General features: G+C 73.6%; 22 protein-coding genes. 10 read left to right on the top strand and 12 right to left on the bottom strand.

The window, feature by feature from the left end; translation table 11 throughout:
• Positions 1 to 61 precede the first annotated feature (61 nt).
• From ACY1JF_RS25400 to ctaC, 3 genes are read right to left on the bottom strand one after another with little or no spacing between them, the layout of a single operon-like run.
• On the bottom strand, positions 62 to 460 hold the full coding sequence (locus ACY1JF_RS25400; protein ID WP_462707566.1) for a cytochrome c oxidase subunit 4: 399 nt from the start codon (positions 458 to 460) through the stop codon (positions 62 to 64).
• Positions 457 to 2,193, bottom strand: a complete 1,737-nt coding sequence (gene ctaD, locus ACY1JF_RS25395) for an aa3-type cytochrome oxidase subunit I (protein ID WP_462707565.1) — start codon at positions 2,191 to 2,193, stop codon at positions 457 to 459. The genes ACY1JF_RS25400 and ctaD overlap by 4 nt, the downstream gene beginning before the upstream one ends.
• Positions 2,190 to 3,182: an aa3-type cytochrome oxidase subunit II gene (gene ctaC, locus ACY1JF_RS25390; protein ID WP_462707564.1), complete on the bottom strand. Its 993-nt coding sequence runs from the start codon at positions 3,180 to 3,182 to the stop codon at positions 2,190 to 2,192. Before ctaC ends, ctaD begins: the two co-directional genes overlap by 4 nt.
• 283 nt (positions 3,183 to 3,465) lie before the next feature.
• Between ctaC and ACY1JF_RS25385 the strand changes: the two genes are divergently transcribed.
• Positions 3,466 to 4,851 (top strand): aminotransferase class V-fold PLP-dependent enzyme, encoded by a 1,386-nt coding sequence (locus tag ACY1JF_RS25385; RefSeq protein WP_462707563.1) that lies wholly within the window; start codon positions 3,466 to 3,468, stop codon positions 4,849 to 4,851.
• A gap of 135 nt (positions 4,852 to 4,986) precedes the next feature.
• On the opposite strand, the gene ACY1JF_RS25380 is transcribed toward ACY1JF_RS25385, so the two are convergent.
• Positions 4,987 to 5,961, bottom strand: coding sequence for a carbohydrate kinase family protein (locus ACY1JF_RS25380; RefSeq protein WP_462707562.1), 975 nt, complete (start codon positions 5,959 to 5,961; stop codon positions 4,987 to 4,989).
• A gap of 313 nt (positions 5,962 to 6,274) precedes the next feature.
• On the opposite strand from ACY1JF_RS25380, the gene ACY1JF_RS25375 reads away from it, so the two are divergent.
• Both ACY1JF_RS25375 and ACY1JF_RS25370 read left to right on the top strand, forming a co-directional pair.
• Positions 6,275 to 6,487: a hypothetical protein gene (locus tag ACY1JF_RS25375; RefSeq protein WP_462707561.1), complete on the top strand. Its 213-nt coding sequence runs from the start codon at positions 6,275 to 6,277 to the stop codon at positions 6,485 to 6,487.
• 95 nt (positions 6,488 to 6,582) lie between these two features.
• Positions 6,583 to 8,016: a hypothetical protein gene (locus tag ACY1JF_RS25370; protein ID WP_462707560.1), complete on the top strand. Its 1,434-nt coding sequence runs from the start codon at positions 6,583 to 6,585 to the stop codon at positions 8,014 to 8,016.
• A gap of 61 nt (positions 8,017 to 8,077) precedes the next feature.
• Here ACY1JF_RS25370 and erpA read toward each other — a convergent pair whose 3' ends face one another.
• Positions 8,078 to 8,434 carry an iron-sulfur cluster insertion protein ErpA gene (gene erpA, locus ACY1JF_RS25365; RefSeq protein WP_462707559.1) on the bottom strand — a complete coding sequence of 119 codons (357 nt, stop codon included), beginning with the start codon at positions 8,432 to 8,434 and terminating at the stop codon, positions 8,078 to 8,080.
• Between the two features lie 253 nt (positions 8,435 to 8,687).
• On the opposite strand from erpA, the gene nadA reads away from it, so the two are divergent.
• Positions 8,688 to 9,872, top strand: coding sequence for a quinolinate synthase NadA (gene nadA, locus ACY1JF_RS25360; protein WP_462707558.1), 1,185 nt, complete (start codon positions 8,688 to 8,690; stop codon positions 9,870 to 9,872).
• 443 nt (positions 9,873 to 10,315) lie between these two features.
• On the opposite strand, the gene ACY1JF_RS25355 is transcribed toward nadA, so the two are convergent.
• The 5 genes from ACY1JF_RS25355 to ACY1JF_RS25335 form a co-directional block, all read right to left on the bottom strand.
• Complete coding sequence (locus ACY1JF_RS25355; protein ID WP_462707557.1) at positions 10,316 to 13,435, bottom strand: efflux RND transporter permease subunit; 3,120 nt, start codon at positions 13,433 to 13,435, stop codon at positions 10,316 to 10,318.
• 156 nt (positions 13,436 to 13,591) lie between these two features.
• On the bottom strand, positions 13,592 to 14,275 hold the full coding sequence (locus ACY1JF_RS25350) for a response regulator (protein WP_462707556.1): 684 nt from the start codon (positions 14,273 to 14,275) through the stop codon (positions 13,592 to 13,594).
• Entirely contained in the window at positions 14,272 to 15,636 is a 1,365-nt protein-coding gene (locus ACY1JF_RS25345; RefSeq protein ID WP_462707555.1) for a sensor histidine kinase, read from the bottom strand. The genes ACY1JF_RS25350 and ACY1JF_RS25345 overlap by 4 nt, the downstream gene beginning before the upstream one ends.
• A gap of 67 nt (positions 15,637 to 15,703) precedes the next feature.
• Complete coding sequence (gene pspAA, locus ACY1JF_RS25340; RefSeq protein WP_462707554.1) at positions 15,704 to 15,988, bottom strand: PspA-associated protein PspAA; 285 nt, start codon at positions 15,986 to 15,988, stop codon at positions 15,704 to 15,706.
• 31 nt (positions 15,989 to 16,019) lie between these two features.
• Positions 16,020 to 16,805, bottom strand: coding sequence for a PspA/IM30 family protein (locus tag ACY1JF_RS25335; protein WP_462707553.1), 786 nt, complete (start codon positions 16,803 to 16,805; stop codon positions 16,020 to 16,022).
• A 286-nt stretch (positions 16,806 to 17,091) separates the two neighbouring features.
• Between ACY1JF_RS25335 and ACY1JF_RS25330 the strand changes: the two genes are divergently transcribed.
• From ACY1JF_RS25330 to ACY1JF_RS25320, 3 genes are all read left to right on the top strand, one after another.
• Entirely contained in the window at positions 17,092 to 17,715 is a 624-nt protein-coding gene (locus ACY1JF_RS25330; RefSeq protein ID WP_462707552.1) for a DUF3043 domain-containing protein, read from the top strand.
• 83 nt (positions 17,716 to 17,798) lie between these two features.
• Entirely contained in the window at positions 17,799 to 18,533 is a 735-nt protein-coding gene (locus tag ACY1JF_RS25325) for a class I SAM-dependent methyltransferase (RefSeq protein ID WP_462707551.1), read from the top strand.
• A gap of 329 nt (positions 18,534 to 18,862) precedes the next feature.
• Positions 18,863 to 19,915, top strand: a complete 1,053-nt coding sequence (locus tag ACY1JF_RS25320; RefSeq protein ID WP_462707550.1) for a S1C family serine protease — start codon at positions 18,863 to 18,865, stop codon at positions 19,913 to 19,915.
• Positions 19,916 to 20,087: 172 nt separating this feature from the next.
• On the opposite strand, the gene ACY1JF_RS25315 is transcribed toward ACY1JF_RS25320, so the two are convergent.
• Complete coding sequence (locus ACY1JF_RS25315) at positions 20,088 to 20,300, bottom strand: hypothetical protein (protein ID WP_462707549.1); 213 nt, start codon at positions 20,298 to 20,300, stop codon at positions 20,088 to 20,090.
• Positions 20,301 to 20,449: 149 nt separating this feature from the next.
• On the opposite strand from ACY1JF_RS25315, the gene ACY1JF_RS25310 reads away from it, so the two are divergent.
• Entirely contained in the window at positions 20,450 to 21,649 is a 1,200-nt protein-coding gene (locus ACY1JF_RS25310; RefSeq protein ID WP_462707548.1) for a bifunctional adenosylcobinamide kinase/adenosylcobinamide-phosphate guanylyltransferase, read from the top strand.
• On the opposite strand, the gene ACY1JF_RS25305 is transcribed toward ACY1JF_RS25310, so the two are convergent.
• Positions 21,625 to 22,401: a class I SAM-dependent methyltransferase gene (locus ACY1JF_RS25305; protein ID WP_462707546.1), complete on the bottom strand. Its 777-nt coding sequence runs from the start codon at positions 22,399 to 22,401 to the stop codon at positions 21,625 to 21,627. The genes ACY1JF_RS25310 and ACY1JF_RS25305 overlap by 25 nt on opposite strands.
• Positions 22,402 to 22,552: 151 nt before the next feature.
• Between ACY1JF_RS25305 and cobT the strand changes: the two genes are divergently transcribed.
• Positions 22,553 to 23,626, top strand: coding sequence for a nicotinate-nucleotide--dimethylbenzimidazole phosphoribosyltransferase (gene cobT, locus ACY1JF_RS25300; RefSeq protein ID WP_462707545.1), 1,074 nt, complete (start codon positions 22,553 to 22,555; stop codon positions 23,624 to 23,626).
• The coding region (locus ACY1JF_RS25295; RefSeq protein ID WP_462707544.1) for an adenosylcobinamide-GDP ribazoletransferase at positions 23,623 to 24,179 on the top strand (557 nt) is incomplete at its 3' end. The genes cobT and ACY1JF_RS25295, both read left to right, overlap by 4 nt.

Below are 24,179 nucleotides of genomic sequence, written 5' to 3'. Positions count from 1 at the left end.
GAAAGAAGGGGCCCGGACCCTCCTGACGGAGTGTCCGGGCCCCTTCGGATGGCCGGGTGTGCTACTGGGTGCGGTTCTCACCGCGGTAGTACTCGAAGACCCAGCCGAACAGGCCGATGAGGATCAGCGGGGCCGAGAAGTACATCAGCCACCAGCCGACCGCCACGGCGGTGAAGGCGAACGCGCCGCCGATGGCCAGGGAGAGCGGCTGCCAGCTGTGCGGGCTGAAGAACCCGACCTCGCCGGCGTCGTCCGCGACGTCCGCCTCCTTGTTGTCCTGGGCACCCGCGTCGATCCGCCTGGCGGTGAAGCCCAGGTAGAAGCCGATCATGATCGAGAGCCCGAAGGCCAGGAAGAGCGCCGTGGTACCGGCCGGCTCCTTCGACCACACGCCATAGACGATCGCCATGACGAGGATGAAGACGCTCAGCCAGATGAACATCTTGCCCTGGATCTTCACTTGCCGGCCTCCTTGCCGCCAGCGAGGGCCTTGTCACCGTGGCCGACGTTCTCCAGCTGGTCCAGCGCGGAGATCTCCGGGTGGTGCAGGTCGAAGGCCGGGGATTCGGAGCGGATGCGCGGCAGCGTGAGGAAGTTGTGCCGCGGCGGCGGGCAGGAGGTCGCCCACTCCAGGGAGCGGCCGTAGCCCCAGGGGTCGTCCACGCCGACCGGCTTGCCGTACTTGGCGGTCTTCCAGACGTTGTAGAAGAACGGCAGGATCGACATGCCGAGCAGGAACGAGCTGATCGTCGAGACCGTGTTCAGGGCGGTGAAGCCGTCGGCCGCCAGGTAGTCGGCGTACCGGCGCGGCATGCCCTCGGCGCCCAGCCAGTGCTGGACCAGGAAGGTGCCGTGGAAGCCGATGAACAGCGTCCAGAAGGTGATCTTGCCGAGGCGCTCGTCGAGCATCTTGCCGGTCCACTTCGGCCACCAGAAGTGGAAGCCGGCGAACATCGCGAAGACGACGGTGCCGAAGACCACGTAGTGGAAGTGGGCCACCACGAAGTACGAGTCCGAGACGTGGAAGTCCAGCGGCGGGGCCGCGAGCAGGACACCGGTCAGACCACCGAAGAGGAAGGTGATCAGGAAGCCGGTCGACCACAGCATCGGCGTCTCGAAGGAGAGCGAGCCCTTCCACATGGTGCCGAGCCAGTTGAAGAACTTCACCCCGGTCGGGACCGCGATCAGGAAGGTCATGAAGGAGAAGAACGGCAGCAGTACGCCACCGGTGACGTACATGTGGTGCGCCCACACGGTCACCGACAGGCCGGCGATCGCGATGGTGGCGCCGATCAGGCCCATGTAACCGAAGATCGGCTTGCGGGAGAAGACCGGGATGATCTCACTGACGATGCCGAAGAACGGCAGCGCGATGATGTACACCTCCGGATGCCCGAAGAACCAGAACAGGTGCTGCCACAGCAACGCGCCGCCGTTGGCCGCGTCGAAGACGTGGGCACCGAACTTGCGGTCCGCCTCCAGGGCGAACAGGGCCGCGGCCAGCACCGGGAAGGCGAGCAGGACCAGCACACCGGTCAGCAGCACGTTCCAGGTGAAGATCGGCATGCGGAACATGGTCATGCCCGGCGCGCGCATGCAGATGATCGTGGTGATGAAGTTGACCGAGCCGAGGATCGTGCCGAAGCCGGAGAAGGCCAGACCCATGATCCACAGGTCACCGCCGACGCCGGGCGAGTGCACCGCGTCGGACAGCGGGGAGTACGCGAACCAGCCGAAGTCGGCCGCGCCCTGCGGGGTGAGGAAGCCGCCCACCGCGACGAGCGAGCCGAAGAGGTACAGCCAGTAGGCGAACATGTTCAGCCGCGGGAACGCCACGTCGGGCGCGCCGATCTGCAGCGGCATGATCCAGTTCGCGAAACCGGAGAACAGCGGCGTCGCGAACATCAGCAGCATGATCGTGCCGTGCATCGTGAACGCCTGGTTGAACTGCTCGTTCGACACGATCTGCAGGCCCGGGCGGGCCAGCTCGGCGCGCATGAGCAGCGCCATGACGCCGCCGATGCAGAAGAACGCGAACGACGTGGCCAGGTACAGCGTGCCGATCGTCTTGTGGTCCGTGGTGGTCAGCCACTTGACGACGACTTCGCCGCGCCTCTGGCGCCGGACCGGCAGCTCGTCCTCGTAGTGGGATCCTGCCGCCGCGGCACCCTGGGGTTCGTTGAGGATGCTCACAGGTTGTTCGTCTCCCGGTTCTTCTCGTGGTCCGTCTGGGCGATGCCCGCGGGCACGTAACCGGTCTGCCCCTTCTTCACGAGGTCCTTCAGGTGCTGCTCGTAGCGCTCCTGGGAGACGACCTTGACGTTGAACAGCATCCGGGAGTGGTCGACGCCGCAGAGCTCGGCGCACTTGCCCAGGAAGGTGCCCTGCTTGTTGGGGGTCACCTCGAAGGCGTTGGTGTGGCCGGGGATGACGTCCTGCTTCATCAGGAACGGCACCACCCAGAAGGAGTGGATGACGTCACGGGAGGTCAGGACGAAGCGGACGCGCTGGCCCTCGGGCAGCCACAGGGTGGGGCCGGGGTTGTTCGTCTGCTCGTTGCGGGTGCCCGGGGTGCCGCAGTCGTAGACGCCGCCCGCGTTGTCGGGGAAGGCCTCCTTGTAGCGGTCCGGGATCGGGTCCAGTTCCGTGGCCGTCTTGGCGTCGCCGGTGGAACCGTCGACGTTCTCGACGTAGTTGAAGCACCAGCTCCACTGGAAGCCGACCACGTTGACGGTGACGGCCGGCTTCTTCTCGAGCTTGTACAGTTCGGACTCGTCGCGGGCGGTGAAGTAGAAGAGCACCGAGACGATGACGAGCGGAACCACGGTGTACAACGCCTCGATGGGCATGTTGTACCGGGTCTGCGGAGGTACCTCGACCTTGGTGCGGCTGCGCCGGTGGAAGAAAGCACTCCACAGGATCAGCCCCCACACCAGCACGCCGACGGCGAGCGCGGCGGCCCAGGACCCCTGCCACAGGGAGAGGATCCGCGGAGCCTCTTCCGTGGTGGGGGTGGGCATGCCGAGGCGGGGGAAGTCCTCCCATGTGCAACCGGTGGCGGTCGCCAGGACCAGGCCCGCGGTCAGTGCCTGCAGCAGCTTCCGCCGCATCGGGCGCCGCGGCGAGGGGGTACCGCCCACGCCCTTCAGGCGGTGGGGGAGGTCGGAGCCGTTGGGACTCACGTAGCGCCTTCCCGAGAGTCTCGCCCGCGCGGTCGGCTGCGGCCTTCTCGCTGGTCGGTCGCCGCCCTGCGTCGGGCAGGGGTTTGGATGTTTATGCGGACCAAACCCTAGCCGACGCCCTCCGGGGGTTCGCGGGGAGGGGTGCCTAGTGGGGAGGGTGGTTCGCTGGTTTGGCGGGTGCGGGTCCCGTCGTGGCCCGTCGCGCCCGCGCGGCGGGGCCGCGGATCGATACCGCCCGCGCCCCTGGCCGGCGTCCGGGCGGCCGGCGTCTAGCGTTTGACGCATGTCCTACTTCGATGCCGCCTCCGCCGCTCCTCTTCACCCCGTCGCCCGGCAGGCGTTGCTGGCCTCCCTGGACGAGGGGTGGGCCGATCCTTCGCGGCTGTACCGGGAGGGGCGGCGGGCGCGGATGCTGCTGGACGCGGCGCGGGAGGCGGCGGCGGAGGCGGTGGGGTGCCGGGCCGACGAGCTGGTGTTCACGCCGTCCGGGACCCGTGCCGTGCACACGGGCGTGGCGGGGGCGCTGGCCGGACGGCGGCGGATCGGGCGCCACCTGGTCGTGTCAGCCGTCGAACACTCGTCGGTGCTCCACGCGGGTGAGGCGCACGAGGCCGGGGGCGGGACGGTCACCCGGGTCGGCGTGGACCGTACGGGCGCGGTCGACCCCGAGGCGTACGCCGGCGCCCTGCGCGCGGACACCGCGCTGGCCTGTCTGCAGTCGGCCAACCACGAGGTGGGCACCGAGCAGCCGGTGGCGCGGGTGGCCGAGGCGTGCCGGGCGGCCGGGGTGCCGCTGCTGGTGGACGCGGCCCAGTCGCTGGCCTGGGGGCCGGTGGCGGGGGGCTGGTCGCTGCTGACGGGCAGCGCGCACAAGTGGGGCGGGCCGTCGGGGGTCGGGCTGCTCGTGGTGCGCAAGGGGGTGCGGTTCGCGCCGGTGGGGCCGGGTGACGAGCGGGAGTCCGGGCGGGCGGCCGGGTTCGAGAACCTCCCGGCGATCGTGGCGGCGGCGGCGTCGCTGCGGGCGGTGCGCGCGCAGGCGGCCCAGGAGGCGGCGCGGCTGCGGGAACTGACGGACCGGGTCCGGGCGCGGGTGCCGGAGCTGGTCGCCGACGTGGAGGTGGTCGGCGATCCGGAACGCCGGCTGCCGGGGATCGTCACCTTCTCGTGTCTCTATGTCGACGGGGAGACATTGCTCCATGAGCTGGACCGCGCGGGCTTCTCGGTCTCCTCCGGGTCGTCCTGCACGAGCAGCACGCTGACGCCCAGCCACGTGCTGCGGGCGATGGGCGTACTGAGTGAGGGCAATGTGCGGGTCTCGCTGCCGTTCGGGACGGAGGAGGCGGAGGTCGAGCGGTTCCTCGAGGTGCTGCCGGGGGCGGTGGCGGGGGTGCGGGCGAAGCTGGGGGCGTCCGCGCCGGCCGCCGTGGCCGAGGGGGGCGAGGCGGGCGAGGTGGTCGTCGACGCGGTGGGCAGGCTCTGCCCGGTCCCGGTCATCGAGCTGGCCAAGGTGATCGGCGACGTGCCGGTCGGCGGCACGGTCCGGGTCCTGGCCGACGACGAGGCGGCCCGTCTGGACATCCCGGCCTGGTGCGAGATGCGGGGCCAGGAGTACGTGGGGGAGGAGACGGCGCAGAGGGGAACGGCCTACCTGGTCCGCCGGCTCAGGTGAGTGCCCCGGGGCGGGGCCGGGCCGGCGCGCGGCCACCGCCGCGTGCGAGCGGCCGGCCCCCACGCGCCCGCAGCCGCGCCGGTGCCCGTGCCCGCGCCCGCATCGGCACCGGCACCGGCACCGGCATCCGTCGGGTTATCCGAGGTGTTCCCGGACCTCCGCCGCCGCCTCGTCCCCGTACGCCTTGGTGAACCGCTCCATGAAGTGCCCGCGCCGCAGCTGGTACTCCTGCGTGCCGACCGTCTCGATGACCAGCGTCGCCAGCATGCAGCCGACCTGCGCGGCCCGCTCCAGCCCCACGCCCCACGCCAGGCCGGACAGGAAACCGGCGCGGAACGCGTCGCCGACGCCCGTGGGGTCGGCCTTGCGCTCCTCGTCCGGGACGCCGACCTCGATGACCGGCTCGCCGGCCCGCTCGATGCGCACGCCCCGCGCGCCGAGGGTGGTGACGCGGTGGCCGACCCGGCCGAGGATCTCCTCGTCGCTCCAGCCGGTCTTGGACTCGATGAGCCCCTTCTCGTACTCGTTGGAGAAGAGGTACGTCGCCCCGTCCAGCAGGATCCGGATCTCGTCGCCCTCCATGCGGGCGATCTGCTGGGAGAAGTCGGCGGCGAACGGGATGTTCCGCGTCCGGCACTCCTCCGTGTGGCGGAGCATCGCCTCCGGGTCGTCGGCGCCGATGGAGACCAGGTCGAGGCCGCCCACCCGGTCGGCGACGGTCTTCAGCTCGATGAGGCGGGCCTCGCTCATCGCGCCCGTGTAGAAGGAGCCGATCTGGTTGTGGTCGGCGTCGGTGGTGCACACGAACCGGGCGGTGTGCAGGGTCTCGGAGATGCGGACCGAGCCGGTGTCGACGCCGTGCCGGTCCAGCCAGGCGCGGTACTCGTCGAAGTCCGGGCCCGCCGCGCCGACCAGGATCGGGCGGGTGCCGAGCTGACCCATGCCGAAGGCGATGTTGGCCCCGACGCCGCCCCGGCGGACGTCGAGCTGGTCGACCAGGAAGGAGAGCGAGACCGTGTGCAACTGGTCCGCGACGAGCTGGTCGGCGAAGCGGCCGGGGAAGGTCATGAGGTGGTCGGTGGCGATGGAGCCGGTGACTGCGATGCGCACGGCGGGAACTCTCTCGCGGAGGGAGATGGGCTGACGGTTCACGCTACCCGGTCGGCGCGGGCCGCCGGAGCGGGCCTCGGAGGCGGTACGGGAGCGGGCGCCGGGACCGGCTCCGGCGCCGGCGCCGGCCTCGGTCCCGCCTCCCCCCCTGGTCCCGGCCTCGGTACGGGCCTCGGCACCGGCCCCGGTACGGGCTTCGGCACCGGCCCCGGTCGGACCCCGGCACCGGTACGGGCCCGGCCCCCACCCCGAACGGGGAAATACCCGATAGTAGGGCTTTCTTCGCGAACCGGCCCGTGCCTACGGTGCCCTCATGACGAACACCGAGATCCGCCCCCGCGTCCGTCCCGCCGAGCCCGACGGGGACCTGGCGTCGCTGCGCGGCGACTGCGCCCGGATGGCGCCGCACTGGCCGTCCGCCGCGCGGGCCACCGCCCGGCCGGTACCGCCGTCGCTGATCCACGGGGTGACCGTGCCGCCGGCCTCGGCCCGGCTGCTGGAGGCGATGGCGGAGTACGGCGACTGAGGCCGTCCGGGTGACCGTGGCGCCCGGTCCGGGAACCGGATGTTCCCGTGCCGCGTCCCATCGTCGTCCCCCGTGACCGGCGAAGGAGCGATGCGGTGAACACCGAGCGACCCGACCACGACGGCACCGGGGGCGACGGCGGGCGGATGCGGCGGCGCAGGTCCCGGGGGGTGCTGACCGCCTCGGTCGCCGCGGCCGTGCTGCTGGCCGGCGGCGGCGGGGCGTACCTCGCGGCGACCGCGTCCGGCGGTCCCGGTGGCGGCGGTACGTCGTCCGGGGCGTCGGCCGGCGCCACTCCCCCGCCGCTGGCGCTCGACTCCCCCGCCACCGACCGCGGCGCCACCGCCTACCGGGCCGCCGGCCGGCTGCCGGACGGTCCGGACTCGGCGCCGGTGTACCGGGCGGCGGGCCAGGTCGGCGAGGCGGAGGTGGCCCGGCTGGCCGAGGCGCTGGGCCTGCCGGGCAAGCCGGTGCCGCGGGGGGCGTCCTGGACGGTCGGGCCGGACGGGGACGGGGCGGGCCCCCTCCTGCGGGTGGACCGGAAGGCGCCGGGGAACTGGACGTTCCAGCGGTCCGCGGCGGCCCGCGACGACTGCGGACCCAAGGACCCGGCCTGCGCGACCGCCCCGACGGGCGACGGCCCGGTGGGCGACGGCCCGACGGGCGCCGGTCCGGTGGACGAGGCGAGGGCGAAGAAGGCGGCGGCACCGGTGCTGGCGGCGGTGGGCCAGGGCGGGGCCGGGCTGGACGCCGGGCAGGTCATGGGGGCGCGGCGGGTGGTGAACGCCGACCCGGTGGTGGGCGGGCTGCCGACCGTGGGCTGGACGACCGGGGTGATCGTCGGCGCGGACGGCACGGTGGCCGGGGGCAGCGGGCGGCTGAAGGCACCGGTGAAGGGGGACACGTACCCCGTCCTGGACGCGGAGCGGACCCTCGCCCGGATGGGGGAGGCGCCGGCGGCGAAGAGCGGCGACTGCGCCAGTGCCGTACCGCTGGAAGGCGGCGCGGAAACCTGCGGGACGGAGCCGGGGCGGGCGACGGCCACCGTCGAGCGGGCGGTGTTCGGGCTGGCGGCGCAGCCGGTGCGGGGGCGGGCGGCACTGGTGCCGTCCTGGCTGTTCGAGGTGCGCGAGCCGGGGGCGGCGGACACCGTCACGGTGACGCATCCGGCCGTGGACCCGACGTACCTGACGTCGGCGCGGCCGTCGCCGCGGCCGTCCGCCGAGCGGGACGTGGAGGTGACCGGGTACACCGCCGAGGGCACCGGCCTGACGCTGCGGTTCACGGGCGGGGCGTGCGCGACGTACGACGCGACGGCGGACGAGAACTCCGGGCGGGTGCGGGTCGAGGTCACCGAGCGCTCCGACCCGGACCGGGTCTGCGTCCTGATCGCCAAGGAGTACGAGCTGACCGTGGAGCTCGACGAGCCGCTGGGCGACCGGGCGGTGGTCGGGTCGGACGGCGAGCCGGTCCCGCTCGCCAGGGAGGGCGCGCGGCTGCCGTCGCCGGCACCGACCGGGGACGGGTGACGCACGAGGGCGGCGCCCCGGGAGATCCCGGGGCGCCGCCCTCGTCACGGTCGGGTGCGGCTCAGCTGAAGGAGTCGCCGCAGGCGCAGGAACCCGTCGCGTTGGGGTTGTCGATCGTGAAGCCCTGCTTCTCGATCGTGTCGACGAAGTCGACGGTGGCGCCGATCAGGTAAGGGGCGCTCATCCGGTCGGTGACGACCTTCACGCCGCCGAAGTCCTTGACGACGTCGCCGTCGAGCGAGCGCTCGTCGAAGAAGAGCTGGTAGCGCAGGCCGGAGCAGCCGCCGGGCTGGACGGCGACGCGCAGCGCCAGGTCGTCACGGCCTTCCTGGTCGAGCAGGGCCTTGACCTTGGCCGCGGCGGCGTCGGTCAGGATGATGCCGTCGGTGACGGTGGTGGTCTCGTCCGATACGGACATCTACATCTCTCCCGGGTTGTACGGAGACTGCTTGCCGACGGTTGCAACCGACGGGGCCGCGGATTCATTCCGGGCCGGACCCGAGTGATTTCCCCTCGGCTCGTCTCTTCATGCTCGCACACGGGCCCCGGGACGGTCAGGGGCGTGGGCGCCGGGATTCACGTCACACCGACACAATCGGCATCGTCAAACTGACGTGAAGGGGATATGATAGATAGCGTCAATTCGACGAAAAGTAGAAAGGGTGCGTGCCGTGACCACCGCCCAAGCCCAGGAGCTCGACGTTCAGCCGTCTCCGCTCGCCCTGCTGCTCCTCGGCCGCGAGGCCGACCCGAGGAGCGAGCGCGGTGTGGAGTGCCCGGGCGACCTGCCCTCGCCCTCCGACCCGGACCTGGTCGCCCGCGCCCGCGCGGCCAAGGAGAAGCTCGGGGACAAGGTCTTCGTGCTCGGCCACCACTACCAGCGTGACGAGGTCATCCAGTTCGCCGACGTCACGGGTGACTCCTTCAAGCTGGCCCGGGACGCCGCCGCGCGCCCGGAGGCCGAGTACATCGTCTTCTGCGGCGTGCACTTCATGGCGGAGTCCGCGGACATCCTGACCTCCGACGACCAGAAGGTCGTGCTGCCCGACCTGGCCGCCGGGTGCTCGATGGCCGACATGGCCACCGCCGAGCAGGTCGCCGAGTGCTGGGACGTGCTGACCGAGGCGGGGATCGCCGAGCAGGTCGTACCCGTCTCGTACATGAACTCCTCCGCCGACATCAAGGCGTTCACCGGCAGGCACGGCGGGACGATCTGCACGTCCTCCAATGCCGAGCGGGCGCTGAACTGGGCGTTCGAGCAGGGCGACAAGGTCCTCTTCCTGCCCGACCAGCACCTCGGCCGCAACACCGCCGTCCGCGACCTGGGCATGTCCCTGGAGGACTGCGTCGTCTACAACCCGCACAAGCCGAACGGCGGCCTGACCGCCGAGCAGCTGCGGGACGCCAGGATGATCCTGTGGCGCGGGCACTGCTCGGTGCACGGCCGCTTCAGCCTGGAGTCGGTGCAGGACGTCCGGGCCCGGATACCCGGCGTCAACGTGCTCGTGCACCCCGAGTGCAGGCACGAGGTCGTCGCGGCGGCCGACTACGTCGGGTCGACCGAGTACATCATCAAGGCGCTGGAGGCGGCCCCGGCCGGGTCCAAGTGGGCCATCGGCACCGAGCTGAACCTCGTACGGCGGCTGGCGAACCGTTTCGCCCCCGAGGGGAAGGAGATCGTCTTCCTCGACAGGACGGTCTGCTTCTGCTCGACCATGAACCGGATCGACCTGCCGCACCTGGTGTGGGCGCTGGAGTCGCTGGCCGAGGGGACGCTGGTCAACCGCATCCAGGTGGACGAGGAGACGGAGGCGTTCGCCAAGCTGGCGCTGGAGCGGATGCTGGCGCTGCCGTAGCGCACCGCGCATGACGCCGGGGCTCGGCGCGCAGCCGGGCCCCGGTCCGCGTTCACGCCCCGGCGGTCCGGCGCCCCGGTCGGCCGCGGCTCGCGTGCGTCCCGGCCGACCGCGGCTCGCGTACGCCCGCCCGCTCGTCGGCGGGCAGGGGTTCCGCTCTGTCGGCACGTCCTCGGCCGGCGCCGGCAGGGTCCTCCGCGCGGTGGCGGCGGAGCGGTCACGGCGACGCCTACGGGGACGGTCACGGCGGCACCCGCGGGGGCGATCGCGTCGAAGTCTCCGACGGCTTTCCCGGCGCCGTCCCCGTCCGCGACAGCGGGCGGGGACGGCGCCCCGGTGCTCGTCGTCGCGGTCGCCTCCCGGGGCGGGTCCGTCACCGCCCCCACGGGCTGGTGCCGAAAGGCCCGTCCCAGGTGCTGTCCCGGGACGGGCCTTCGGGCGTGTCAGGCCTTCGCCGGTTCCGCCTCGTTCGGGGCCGTGGCCTGCGGCGGCACGGCGCCGCCCCGCTTGGCGGCCTTCTTCCGCGCGCGCCGCTCCTTGCGCAGTTCCAGCATCGCGTAGAGCGTCGGCACCAGGAGCAGGGTCAGCAGGGTCGAGGTGACCAGGCCGCCGATCACGACCACCGCGAGCGGCTGGGCGATGAAGCCGCCCTGGCCGGTGACGCCCAGCGCCATGGGCAGCAGGGCGAAGACGGTCGCCAGGGCCGTCATCAGGATGGGCCGCAGCCGGTGGCGGCCACCTTCGATGACCGCTTCGACGACTCCGTAGCCCTGCCCCCGGTACTGGTTGATCAGGTCGATCAGCACGATCGCGTTGGTGACCACGATGCCGATCAGCATCAGCATGCCGATCATCGCCGGGACGCCCATCGGGGTGCCCGTGGCGATCAGCAGGCCGAGCGCGCCGGTCGCCGCGAACGGGACGGAGACCAGCAGGATCAGCGGCTGGGCCAGCGACCGGAACGTGCCCACCAGCAGCATGAAGACGATCGCGATGGCCGCGAGCATCGCCAGGCCCAGGTTGGCGAACGCCTCGTCCTGGTCGGCGGAGACGCCGCCGATCTCGGCGGTGACGCCGGCCGGCAGGTCCAGATCGTTGATCTTGGCGGTGAGGTCGGTGCTGACCGCGCCGGTGTTGTCACCGGTCGGCCGGGCGGTGACGGTCGCCGCGCGCCGGCCGTCGATGCGGGTCATGGAGACCGGGCCGTCGACCAGCTCCACGGTGGCGATGTCGCCGAGCTTCACCGGGCCGAGCGGCAGCGCCCTCAGTTCGGCGAGGGTGTCGGCGGGCTTCGCCGGGGTGATGACGACGTCCCGCTCGGTGTCGTCCAGGACCGCCTTGGCGGCGGTGGTGCCGCGGACCGCCTGGGTGACGGCCGCGCCGAGGGTCTGGTCGGTGAAGCCGGCCTCGGCGGCACGGTCGTTGGCCGTGACCGAGACGCGGGGCACGCTCTGTGACAGGTCGCTGGTGACGTCGGTGACGTCGTCGAGGGAGGCGACCGCCTCGCGGACCTTCTCGGCGGCCTCGCGCAGCGCGCCGGCGTCGGAGGACTTGACGACGACGCTGAGGTCCTGGCTGCCGAAGCCGTCACCGGCGGCGATCGTGGTGGTGCCGATGCCGTCCAGCTTCGCGAGCCCGGCCTCCAGGCTGTCCCGGACGTCGTCGGAGGAGGCCGAGTCCTCCAGCATGATCTGGTACGACGCCTGGTTGGTGTCCGTGCCGCCGCCGAAAGCCGCCATGAAGCCGGAGGAACCGATGGTCACCTGGAAGTCCTTGACGCCCTCGGTGCCCTCGATGAGCTTCTCGACCTTCTTCGCCTCGGCGTCGGTCGCCGCCAGGCTGGTGCCGGGCTTCAGCTCCTGCTTGACGCTGAGGACCTGCTGCTCGCCCTGGTCGAAGAAGTTGGTCTTGAGCAGCGGGGTCATGGCGAAGGTGCCGATCAGCACGACGACCGCGATGGCCACGCTGGTCAGGCGGCGCCGGGTGGCGAACCGCAGGACGGGGACGTAGAGGCGCTGGAGCCGGGACTTGGCCTCCTTCTCCTCCGCGAGGCGGCGGGCCTCGTCGGCGTCCTCGGGGGTGCCCTTGGGGGCGCGCAGGAACCAGTAGGACAGGACCGGCACGACCGTCAGCGACACCAGCAGGGACGCCAGCAGCGCCGCGGTGACGGTGATGCTGAAGGAGCCGAACAGCTCACCGACCATGCCGCCGACCAGGCCGATGGGCAGGAACACGGCGACCGTGGTGAGGGTGGAGGAGGTGACCGCGCCGGCGACCTCGCGCACGGCCTTGAGGATGGCCTCCTGGCGTTCCTCGCCGTAGCCGAGGTGACGCTTGATGTTCTCCAGGACCACGATCGAGTCGTCGACGACCCGGCCGATGGCGATGGTCAGCGCGCCCAGGGTGAGCATGTTCAGGGAGAGGTCGCGGGTCCACAGGACGATCAGCGCCAGCACCACCGAGAGCGGGATGGAGACCGCGGTGACCAGGGTGGAGCGGACCGACGCCAGGAAGACCAGGATGACGACGACCGCGAAGAGCAGACCGAGGGCGCCCTCGGTGGTCAGGCCCTCGATGGCCTTGGAGACCGCCGGGCCCTGGTCGCTGACGACGGTCAGTTCCGCGTCGGAGCCGAGCTGTTCGCGCAGCTCGGGCAGCTTGTCCCCGACCGCGTTCGAGATGGCGACCGCGCTGCCGTCGCGGTCCATGGTGACGGCGACGGCGAGGCTGGGCCTGCCGTTGGTGCGGGTCAGGGAGTCGGCCGGGGCCTGACGCTCCTCGACCTTCGCGAGGTCGCCGAGGCGCACCGGCTTCTTCACGCCCTCGCCGGTGACCATCAGGTCCTGGATCTGCTCCAGCGAGGTGAAACCGCCGCCGACCTGGACGGTGCGGTTGGCGCCGTCCTCGTCGAAGGAGCCCGAGGAGACGGTGGCGCCGCCGGCCTGGAGGGCGGCGGCCAGGGTCTGCGTGGTGACGCCGGCCTTCGCCAGCTTCGCGTCGTCCGGTGTGACGGCGACCCGCACGTCCCGCACGCCGTCGACGGTGACCTGGCCGACGCCGTCGATGTCCTCCAGCGCGGGCACGACCGTCTTGTCGAGCTGGTCGGCCAGGGCCTGCTGGTCCCGCTCGGAGGCGACGGACAGCACCACGGCCGGCAGGTCGTCGGTGGAACCGGCCACGACCTGCGGGTCCACGTCGTCCGGCAGTGTGGCGCGGGCCCGGTTGACGGCCTGCTGCACGTCGGCGACGAGCTGCTGGGTGTCGGGGCCGTAGTCGAAGGACGCCATGATGACGGCGTTGCCCTCGCCGGCGGTGGAGGTGACGCCCGAGATGCCGTCGACCGCTTCGAGGTTGTTCTCGATCGGCTCGACGACCTGCTTCTCGACCACGTCCGGCGAGGCACCCTGATACGGCGCCACCACGGACACCATGGGCAGTTCGATGGTGGGCAGCAGCTGCTGTTTGAGCTGGGGTATCGCGATCGCCCCGAAGACGAGCGCGATGATCGACATCAGCCCTGTCAGGGCCCGTTGCGCGAGGCTGAATCTCGACAGCCAGGACATGGGTTAAGGGTCTCTCTTCTGTGGCCTGAGCGGAGAACGGGCACATGTGAGCGCCCACTTCACCACTTTGAGCCACGGAGGAGCCCCGTTTCCCCCGACCACAGGCCCATTTCCTCACGGGGCGCGTACTCCGGCCGCAGTACGGCCGGGTGGAGGTCACTCCACCCTTGGACGGACCAGTCCCGACTCGTAGGCGATGACCACCAGTTGGGCCCGGTCCCGGGCGCCCAGCTTGCCCATGGCCCGGTTCACGTGGGTCTTCACGGTGAGCGGGCTGACCGTCAGGCGTTCGGCGATCTCGTCGTTGGAGAGCCCGCCGGCGACCTGCACCAGCACCTCCCGCTCCCGCACGGTCAGCGTGGCCAGCCGTTCGGAGCGGGCCGGGTCGCGCTCCTCGTCCGAGCCGCCGTCCTGGGCGAGGAAGCGGGCGATCAGGCCCTTGGTGGCGACGGGCGACAGCAGCGCCTCGCCGCCCGCCGCGACGCGTATGGCGCTGAGCAGTTCCTCGGGTTCGGAGCCCTTGCCGAGGAACCCGGAGGCGCCCGCGCGCAGCGACCGCACCACGTAGTCGTCGACCTCGAAGGTGGTCAGTATGACCACGCGGACGGCGGCGAGTTCGGGGTCGGCGCTGATCATGCGGGTGGCGGCGAGACCGTCGGTGCTGGGCATCCGGATGTCCATCAGGACCACGTCGGCCCGCCGCTCCCTGGCCAGCCGCACCGCCTGCGCGCCGTCGGACGCCTCGCCCACCACCTCCATGTCCGGCTCGGAGTCGACCAGCACCCGGAAGGCGCTGCGCAGCAGCGCCTGGTCGTCGGCGAGCAGGACACGGATCGTCATACGGGGTCCTTCGCGGCGTCCGGTCGGTTCCGGGTCGGGGTCTCAGCGGGTTTTCCGGCCGGAGTTCCAGCGGGTTTCCCGGCCCGGATTTCAGCCGGTTTCCCAACCGAAGTCCCAGCCGGTTCCCCGACCGAAGTCCCAGCCGGTTCCCCGGCCCGGATCTCAGCCGGTTTCCCGACCGGAAGGATCGCATGGACGCGGAAGCCGGCTCCGTGCCGGGGACCGGTGGTCAGGGCGCCGCCCACCGCGGTGACCCGCTCGCGCATGCCGAGCAGTCCGTGTCCCCCGCCCGGGACGGCCGGTTCCGCCTGGCCGGCGCCGTCGTCGAGCACGGTGATCTCGACGTCCGGTCCCACCCGTACGACGCTGACCTCCGCCTTCGCCCCGGGGCCCGCGTGCTTCTGCACGTTGGTCAGGGCCTCCTGGATGACCCGGTACGCGGCGAGGTCGACGGCGGTGGGCAGTTCGGTGCCCTGGTCGGCGCGGGCGGTCTCGACGCGCAGTCCGGCGCTGCGGAAGGTGCCGACGAGTTCGTCGAGGCGGTCCAGGCCCGGGGCGGGTTCGGTCGGGGCCTTCGGGTCGCCGCACTGGCGGAGCAGGCCGACGGTGACGCGCAGTTCCTCGAGGGCGGAGCGGCCGGCCCGCCGTACGTGGGCGAGGGCCTCCTTGGCCTGGTCGGGCCGCCTGTCCATGACGTGCGCGGCGACCCCGGCCTGCACGTTGACCAGGGCGATGTGGTGGGCGACGACGTCGTGCAGGTCGCGGGCGATGCGCAGCCGTTCCTCGGCGACCCGGCGGCGGGCCTCCTCCTCGCGGGTGCGCTCGGCCTTCTCGGCCCGGTCCCGGATGGCCTGGACGAAGGCACGGCGGCTGCGGACGGCGTCCCCGGCGGTGGCGCCGATGCCGGTCCAGGCGAAGACGCCGAGGTTCTCCTGGGCGTACCAGGGCAGGGGGCCGGCAAGCACGGCCGCGCCGGTGAGCACGACCATGGTGAGCAGTCCCGCCCGCCAGGTGGTGGACCGGTCGGTGCCGGCGGCGACGGTGAACAGGGCGATGACGGCCGACATCACGACGGGCGCGCGGGGATCGCCGGTGACGCACTCGACGAGGGAGAAGCCGCCGGTGAGCGCCAGGACGGCCAGCGGGGCGCGGCGGCGCAGGACGAGGGCGGCGGCGCCGGCCGTCATGAGGACCAGGCTGAGCGGGTCGGGGGTGCGCACGGCCCAGGAGACGCCGTCGGGGCCGTGCGGGTCGACGAAGGAGGCGGAGACCATGCACACCAGGACGGCCGCCGCGAGGGCGGCGTCCGTGGCGACGGGGTGGGCGCCCAGCCGGCGGCGGGCGCGGGTGAGTGTGCTCACGGCTGTCCACGGTAGCGGTGCGGGCGCCGGCGCGGGCGGTGCCCGGCGCCGGTGCGGCCCTCGTCGCTCAGGCGCCGCCCGGGATCAGTCCGTCGTCGCCGAGCAGTTCCCGTACGTCCTCCAGGGTCGCGTCCTCGGCGGGGAGGATCAGGTCGGACGGCTCCAGGGAGTCGTCGGGCAGGGGCGTGCCCAGTTCGCGGACCCTGGCGAGCAGGGCGGTGAGGGTGCGCCGGAAACCGGGGCCGTCGCCGTCGTCCAGCTCGGCCAGCAGTTCGTCGTCCAGCTCGTCCAGCTCGGTGAGGTGGCCGTCGGCCAGCCTCACCTGCCCCTCCCCCATGATCCGTACGATCATGTCGCCCTCCTCGGCGCGGGCCCGGCGTGGGTCACTGCTTGTCGAAGCGCGGGGTGTCCTGCGGCTGCTGCTGGGCCTGCCCCGTCCGGTCGCCGCCCTCGATGGCCTGCTGGCCACCCGTGCCGCCACCGGCCAGCTCGGCCTTCATCCGCTGGAGCTCCAGCTCCACATCCGTACCACCCGAGAGCCGGTCCAGCTCGGCCTGGATGTCGTCCTTGTGCATGCCGGAGGGGTCGTCGAGGGCGCCGGAGGCGAGCAGTTCGTCGATCGCGCCGGCCCTCGCCTGGAGCTGGGCGGTCTTGTCCTCGGCCCGCTGGATCGCCAGGCCCACGTCGCCCATCTCCTCGGAGATGCCGGAGAACGCCTCGCCGATCCGGGTCTGCGCCTGGGCGGCGGTGTACGTGGCCTTGATCGTCTCCTTCTTGGTGCGGAAGGCGTCGACCTTGGCCTGGAGCCGCTGGGCCGCCAGGGTGAGCTTCTCCTCCTCGCCCTGGAGGGTGGCGTGCTGGGTCTCCAGGTCGGTCACCTGCTGCTGGAGGGCGGCGCGGCGCGAGAGCGCCTCGCGGGCCAGGTCCTCGCGGCCCAGCGCGAGCGCCTTGCGGCCCTGGTCCTCCAGCTTCGAGGACTGCGACTGGAGCTGGTTGAGCTGGAGCTCCAGGCGCTTGCGGCTGGTCGCCACGTCGGCGACGCCGCGGCGCACCTTCTGGAGCAGCTCCAGCTGCTTCTGGTACGAGTAGTCGAGGGTCTCGCGCGGGTCCTCGGCCCGGTCAAGGGCCTTGTTCGCCTTCGCGCGGAAGATCATCCCCATACGCTTCATGACACCGCTCATGGGCTTCGCGCGCCCCCTTCTGACGGACTCCAGCTCCAGCACCTGCGACAGAACCCACAGTACGGGCCCTGCATCCATTACCGCACTGTTCGGGGACGGATGCGCTCATCCCCAAGGACGACTGCGTACGTTCCTGATCCGGCGTGAGGAGTAGGTGGTCCCCGGTCTTCGGGGTGTACCCGGTGTACCCGGTGTACCCGGTGTACCCGGTGTCCCCTCTGTCCCCCGCGGGACGAACGGTGTTGCGGGATCGTTCCCCACCGGACCGCCGTCCATGCGCCATGAGCCCTTACCCTTGGGTTTTGTGTTCCGTAGCCGTGTCAAGGAAGAGAAGGCCGCGACCGTGACGTCGCCGACCGACTCCAGTCAGCCCCGCGACCCGCAGGCCCCCAAGGGCCGCCCGACGCCCAAGCGCAGCCAGGCCCAGAGCCGGCGGCGCAGCGTCGCGAGTACGCCGATGACGCGCAAGGAGGCCGCCAAGCGGCAGCGCGAGGAGCGCCGTACCGCGCTGGAGCGCCAGCGCCAGGCGCTCGCCAGCGGCGACGAGCGGTACCTGCCGGCCCGGGACAAGGGCCCGGTCCGCAAGTTCGCCCGGAACTTCGTCGACTCGCGGTTCAACATCGCGGAGTACTTCCTGCCGATGGCCGTGGTCATCCTGGTGCTGAGCATGATCCGGGTGGCGTCGCTGCAGAACGTCGCGCTGCTGCTGTGGCTGGTCGTGATCGTGTTGATCGTGCTCGACTCGCTCGTCACCGGCGTCCGGCTGAGGAAGGCCCTGCGGGAGCGCTTCGGGGACGAGAACAAGCGCGGCGCGGTCGCGTACGCGCTGATGCGCTCCCTCCAGATGCGTCGGCTCCGGCTGCCGAAGCCGCAGGTCAAGCGCGGGGAGCGGCCCTGAGCGGGATTCCGTTCGCCGGGGACTCGGCGGCGGTCCGCCTGGACGGCCCCGGCGGTCTGCGCGATGTCGTACGGCGGGAGCTGGTGGCCCGGCAACTGGACGAGCAGCTCATCGGGCGGTTCCCGGTGGGCCGGCGGCTGCGGGTGCTGGACGTCGGCATGGGGCGGGGCACCCAGGCGCTGCGGCTGGCACGGGCCGGGCACCAGGTGACCGGCCTGGAGCAGGACGCCGTACTGATCGCCGCTGCCCGCGAGGCCCTCGCCGGGCAGCCGCAGGGCATCCAGGACCGGATGCGGATCATCGAGGGCGACGGCCGGGACACCGGCGTGCACTTCCTGCCGGGCAGCTTCGACGTGGTGCTGTGCCACGGCGTGCTGATGTACGTCGAGGAGCCCGACCCCCTGCTGGCGGGGATGGCGCGGGTGCTCGCCCAGGGCGGGCTGCTGTCGTTGGTGGTCCGCAACGGCGACGCGTCGGCGATGCGGCCGGGCCTGACCGGCCGGTGGGCCGACGCCCTGGCGGCCCTGGAGCCGGCCGCGCAGGTCCCCCGTTCCCGTACCGGCCCGGACGAGGAACCCCCGCGGGCGGGTTCCGGCGTCCGCGCGGACCGGCGGGCGGCGCTGACCGCGACGCTCGCGGGGATCGGCGCACCGCTGCACGCCTGGTACGGCGTACGGGTCTTCACGGACACCGCCCCCGAGGACGCACCGCTCCCGGACGACCTGGAGACGCTGCTGGCGGCGGAGGAACGGGCGGGGCGCACCGACCCCTACCGGGGAGTCGCGGCACTGCTGCACCTGTGCGGGGTACGGGGCTGAGAGCCCGGCGGGTGCGGCGCCGACGGGCAGCGGACGCGCCGCGCCCGTCCGGGCGCCCACCGGGACCGGACGGACACCCGGCCGCACCCGGGCGACGCACACGGCCGGCAGCCCGCCGGCCCCGCCCGGTCCCGTCGATCCCCGCCCGGTCCCGCTCGGCCCCTCCCCGCCGGACAGCGCCCCTCCCCGTTCCGAAGGCACGCCCCGTCCCGAAGGCACACCCCGTCCCGAAGGCACACCCGGACCGGACCGGCCGGCGCCGGGACGCGCCGCGCCCGTTCGGGCGCCCACCGGGGGCCGGGCGGGCGCCGTCCGGTGAGACTCGGGGCATGGACGCCTTCCGCCGCCGTGCCGCAACCTTCGTGACCGCCGTCGGCTGCTGCGCCGTCGTCCTCGCCGGGTGCTCGGGGGCCGGTGTGCCGCGGGAGCGGACGGCGCGGGCCGCCGCGCCGTCGGCCGCGGACGGGCTGGAGAGCGACTACCGGCGGGTGATCGACGACGTCCTGCCGTCGGTGGTGCAGATCCAGGGCGCCCAGGACCTGGGGTCCGGCGTGGTCTACGACGGCGAGGGGCACATCGTCACCAACGCGCACGTCGTCGGTGACCAGCGCGTCTTCCGGGTGACCACCGCCCACAGCGAGGACCCGCTGCCCGCCCGGCTCGTCTCGTCCTACCCGGAGCAGGACCTCGCCGTGGTGAAGCTGGACCGGGTGCCGGACGGGGTGAGGGCGGCGGCCTTCGGGGACTCCTCGAAGGTCGCCGTGGGCCAGATCGTGCTGGCGATGGGCTCGCCGCTCGGGCTGTCCTCCAGCGTGACCCAGGGCATCGTCTCCGCGACCGGCCGGACCGTCACCGAGAGCGCCGAGGGGGGCGGTACGGGCGCGACGCTGGCGAACATGGTGCAGACCTCGGCGGCCATCAACCCCGGCAACAGCGGCGGCGCCCTGGTGAACCTCGACGGACAGGTGATCGGCATCCCGACGCTCGCCGCGACCGACCCGAACCTCGGCGGCAGCGCGGCGCCCGGCATCGGGTTCGCGATCCCGGCGTCGATGGTGAAGACGGTCGCCGGTCAGATCGTCAGGGACGGGAGGGTCACCGACTCGGGCCGGGCGGCGCTCGGCATCACCGGCCGCACGGTCGTCGACTCCGGTTACCGGGCCGCCGGGGTGGCCGTGGTCGAGGTGCGGGACGGCGGCGCGGCCGAGCGGGCGGGGCTGGAGTCCGGGGACGTCATCACCGGGCTGGGCGACAGCGGCGTCACCACCGTCACCTCGCTCGCCGAGGCCCTGGCCCGGCTGCGGCCCGGGGACCGGACGACGGTGACGTTCACCCGCGACGGCGACGAGCGGACCGCGGAGGTGACGCTGGACGAGCAGTGAGCCGAGGGGCCGGCAAGCCGGGGAGCCTAGAGCCGGGGAACCCGGGGAGCCGCAGTCCCGGGGAGCCGAGGAACCCGCAGAGCCACAGACCCACGAACCCGCGGACCCACAGGCCCGCGGAGCCACAGACCCGCGGAACCGGGGGCGGCCCCGGGCGGCCGCCCCCGGACGGTCACGCGTCCTCGCCGTGCAGGCTCATCGGACCGTAGATCTCCGTGGCGTCCTCGAAGAGCCGCACCTGGTCCGTGCCGCCCTCCTTGAGTTCCTTCCAGTACTCCCCGATCCACGACTCGGCGTCGCCCTGCGTCGTGAACTCCTCCGGCTGTGTCGAGGGCTGGACCTCCGTGCCGTCGGCCTTCTCGAACCGCCACGTCCATGCCGCCATGTACGCCTCCCAGGTGTGAGCACATGCGATGCGGTCGCCGGATCTTGGTCCGGTTCCCGCTCGCAGCCTATGCGCTCGGCCGGGCGCGCAGGGGGCTGCCCGGGGGTCTCGGGCGCGCAGGCCGGCGGGTGACCGGCGAAAATCGGTGCGTGGACGTGACTCTGCTCGGCACCGGTGCCCCCGCGGGACTCCCCCGCCCCGACTGTCCCTGCGCGGCCTGCGCCGCCGCCCAGGGCGCTCACGCGCGCGCGGCGACCGCGCTGCTGGTGGACGGGGCGCTGCTGCTGGACCTGACACCGGGCGCGGTGTTCGCCGCCGCCCGGTCCGGGCGCTCCCTGGGCGGGGTGGCCCAGGTGCTGCTGTCGCATCCGGCGGACGGCCCGGCGGTGGAGGTGCCGGCCGGGCTGCCGCAGCCGGGCCGGGTGCCGGACGGGCGGGAACTGGCGCTGCTGACCGGGCACCGGGTGCGGGCGGTGGCGATGGACGCGCCGGGCACGGGGTACGCGGTGACCGGCCCGGACGGGCAGCGGCTGCTGTACCTGCCGCCGGGCGGCGCGCCCGCCGGTCTGGAGGAACCGGCCGGCGCCTACGACCTGGTCCTCGCGGACGTCGTGGGCCGGCCGGACGCGCTGGCCAGGCTGCGGGCGGCCGGCGCGGTGGGCCCGACGACCGACGTCGTCGCCGCGCACCTCGACCACGACGTGCCGCCGGGGCCCGAGCTGCGGCGCCGGCTCGCGGCGGCGGGGGCGCGGGCGGTACCGGACGGGACGACGCTGACCGTGGGGGTGTACGAGGACGTGCCCGACGTACCGCGCCGGGCGCTGGTGCTGGGCGGGGCCCGGTCCGGGAAGTCGGTGGAGGCGGAACGGCGCCTGGCCTCCTTCCCCGACGTGCTGTACGTGGCGACGGGCGGGACGCGGGGCGGGGACACGGAGTGGGCGGCGCGGGTGGCCACGCACCGGGAGCGGCGGCCGGGGTCGTGGCGCACCGCCGAGACCTGTGACCTGGTCCCCCTGCTGGAGGAGGACGGCCCGCCCCTGCTCATCGACTGTCTGTCGCTGTGGCTGACGGACGCGATGGACGCCGTGGGGGCGTGGGACGACGACCGGTGGGCGGACAGCGGGCAGCGGGAGCTGCGGGAGCGGACGCGGGAGCTGACCCGGGCGGTGCGGTCCACCCGGCGCACGGTCGTCGCGGTCTCCAACGAGGTGGGCTCGGGGATCGTGCCGGCCACCGCCTCCGGGCGCCGCTACCGGGACGAACTGGGCCGGCTCAACGCCGCGTTCGCCGCCGAGTGCGAGCAGGTGCTGCTGGTGGTGGCCGGTCAGGCGCTGGTGCTGCGGGGCTGAGGCGGGGTGCGGGGCCGGGACGGGAGGCGGGGCCGGGACGGGACACGGGCGACGAGCCGGCGGCTCCCGGCGGGGGTGAGCAGGACGCAGCCGCGTTCGCGCAGCTCGGCGCGGAACCGGGCGGTGCGCCGGGTGCCGGACGGGGGCGCGCACAGGCCGTGCGGACCGGTGACGTCGACGAGCAGGTGACCGCCGGGGCGCAGGGCACGCAGGGCGGCGTGGAGTTCGGCGCGCGGGTCCGGGACGCGCTCCGGGTGGAGGAGGCTGACGACGTCGTAGCGGGCGCGCAGCCGGGCCGCCAGGCGCGGGTCCGTCAGGCGGCCGACGTACGCCTCCTCCACGTGTTCGGCGGCGCGGGCGCGCAGCACGCGGCGGGTGGGGTCGACGCCGTCGAAGGAGGTGTACGGGAAGTACCGCCGCGCCGCGCGCGGGAAGCGGGCGTCGCCGGTGTCCAGGTCCAGCCAGCTCTCCGGCTCGGGGCAGTGCCTCAGCAGCGCGCGGGCGGCCAGCCGGTGCCGCAGTCCGGCGACGGCCCGGGCGGCGGCGCCGTCCGCGAGGCCGGGGCCCGGCGGCGGGTTGTGGAAGACGTGCCGGCAGTCCCGGCAGGCGACCAGGACGGGACGGTCCGGCGGGGCGTAGAGGGGCGGGCCGGGGCGCAGGCGCCGGGAGCCGCACCAGGGACAGTCCGCGCGGCGGGGCGCGTAGCGGGGGGCGGGCGGCGGCGGGGCCAGGGGGGACGGCGGTGTGGACACGGGCGGCTCCCTGTCGAGGCGCGAAGCAAGGGGTGACGAACTCCGCGAAACGGAACGTATGGGATGCCGGTCGCGGGAGCCAAGACGGCGCTCGGACGGGCGGGAGATGTGCCCTCGGACGCACCCGGCCGGGGCCGGTACTGTTCGGCGAATGAGCTCGCTGAATCTCGACGACTTCACCGACCTGATCGAGCGCCCGGACGGCGGGGTACGCCGTGACGCCGAGGCGCGCCGGGCACGTCAGGTCGTGCCGCCCGGGGCGCTGGGCCGCCTGGACGACCTGGGCGAGTGGCTGGCCGCGGCCCAGTCCGCCGTACCGGTGCGGCCGGTGGAACGGCCGCGGCTGGTGCTCTTCGCCGGCGACCACAAGGTGGCCGAGCTGGACGTCTCGTCCCGGCCCGCGGGCAGCGCCGGCGAGCTGGTGCGCGAGGTGCTGGAGGGCGGCCGGCCGGTGTCCGTGCTGGCCCGGCGGCTCGGCGTGCCGGTGCGGGTGGTCGACATGGCGCTGGACTGCGACCCGCGGTCGCTGCCCGCCGAGGTCGTACGGCACCGGGTGCGGCGGGGCGGCGGACGGATCGACGTCGAGGACGCGCTCACCCTGGAGGAGGCTCAGGCCGCCTTCCGGGCGGGGGTCGCGGTGGCCGACGAGGAGGCCGACTCCGGTACCGACCTGGTGGTGCTCGGCGATGTGAGCGTGGGCGGGACCACCGCGGCGGGCGTGCTGGTGGCGGCGTTGTGCGGGACGGACGCGTCGGTGGTGACCGGACGCGGCGGGCAGGCCATCGACGACCTCGCCTGGATGCGCAAGTGCGCGGCGATCCGGGACGGGCTGCGGCGGGCGCGGCCGGTGCTCGGGGACCAGTTGCGGCTGCTGGCGACGGTGGGCGGGGCGGACCTGACGGCGATGACCGGGTTCCTGCTGCAGAGCGCGGTGCGGAAGGTGCCGGTGATCCTGGACGGCGTGGTGACGGCCGCCTGCGCGCTGGTCGGGCAGCGGATCGCGTTCCGCGCGCCGGACTGGTGGCTGGCCTCGCACGACAGCGGGGAGCCGGGGCAGGCCAAGGCGCTGGACCGGATGGCCCTGGAACCGGTGCTGCCCCAGGGCGTGCGGGTGGGCGAGGGCGCGGGCGGTCTGCTGGCCCTGCCGCTGGTGCAGGCGGCCGCGGCGCTGGCGGCGGAGCTGCCGGAGCGGGCCGGGGACGGGGCGGAGGTCTCCGGGGCGTGAGGGGCGCCGGCTTCGACGGGCTGCGCTTCGCGTTCGGGACGCTCACCGTCTTCCCCGTCCGGGTGAACCGCTGGGACCGGGGGGCCGCGCGGGGCGGCATGCTGTGGGCGCCGCTGGCCGGGGTGGCGGTCGGGGGCTGCGCCGCCGCCCTGGGGCTCGTCCTGCTGCTCCTGGGCGCGGGTCCGCCGCTCGCCGCCGTCGCCACCGCGGCCGTACCGGCGGTGCTCACCCGCGGGCTCCATCTGGACGGGCTGGCCGACACCGCGGACGGGCTGGGCAGCGGGAAGCCCGCCGGGGACGCGCTGCGGATCATGAAGCAGTCGGACATCGGGCCGTTCGGCGTGCTCGCCCTCGTACTGGTGCTGCTGGCCCAGGTGGCCGCGCTGGCGCAGGCGTACGGCGGCTCCTGGGCCCGGGGCGCGCTCGCCGCCGTGGTCTCGGCGGCCGTCGCCCGGCTGGCGCTGACGCTGGCCGCCCGCGCCGGCGTGCCGGCCGCCCGCCCGGAGGGCCTCGGCGCGGCGGTCGCCGGGGTGGTGCCGGTGCGCGGCGCGCT

Source organism: Streptomyces sp. SYSU D01066-1 (assembly GCF_054956795.1).
This window is presented reverse-complemented; position numbering and strand designations above follow the sequence as displayed.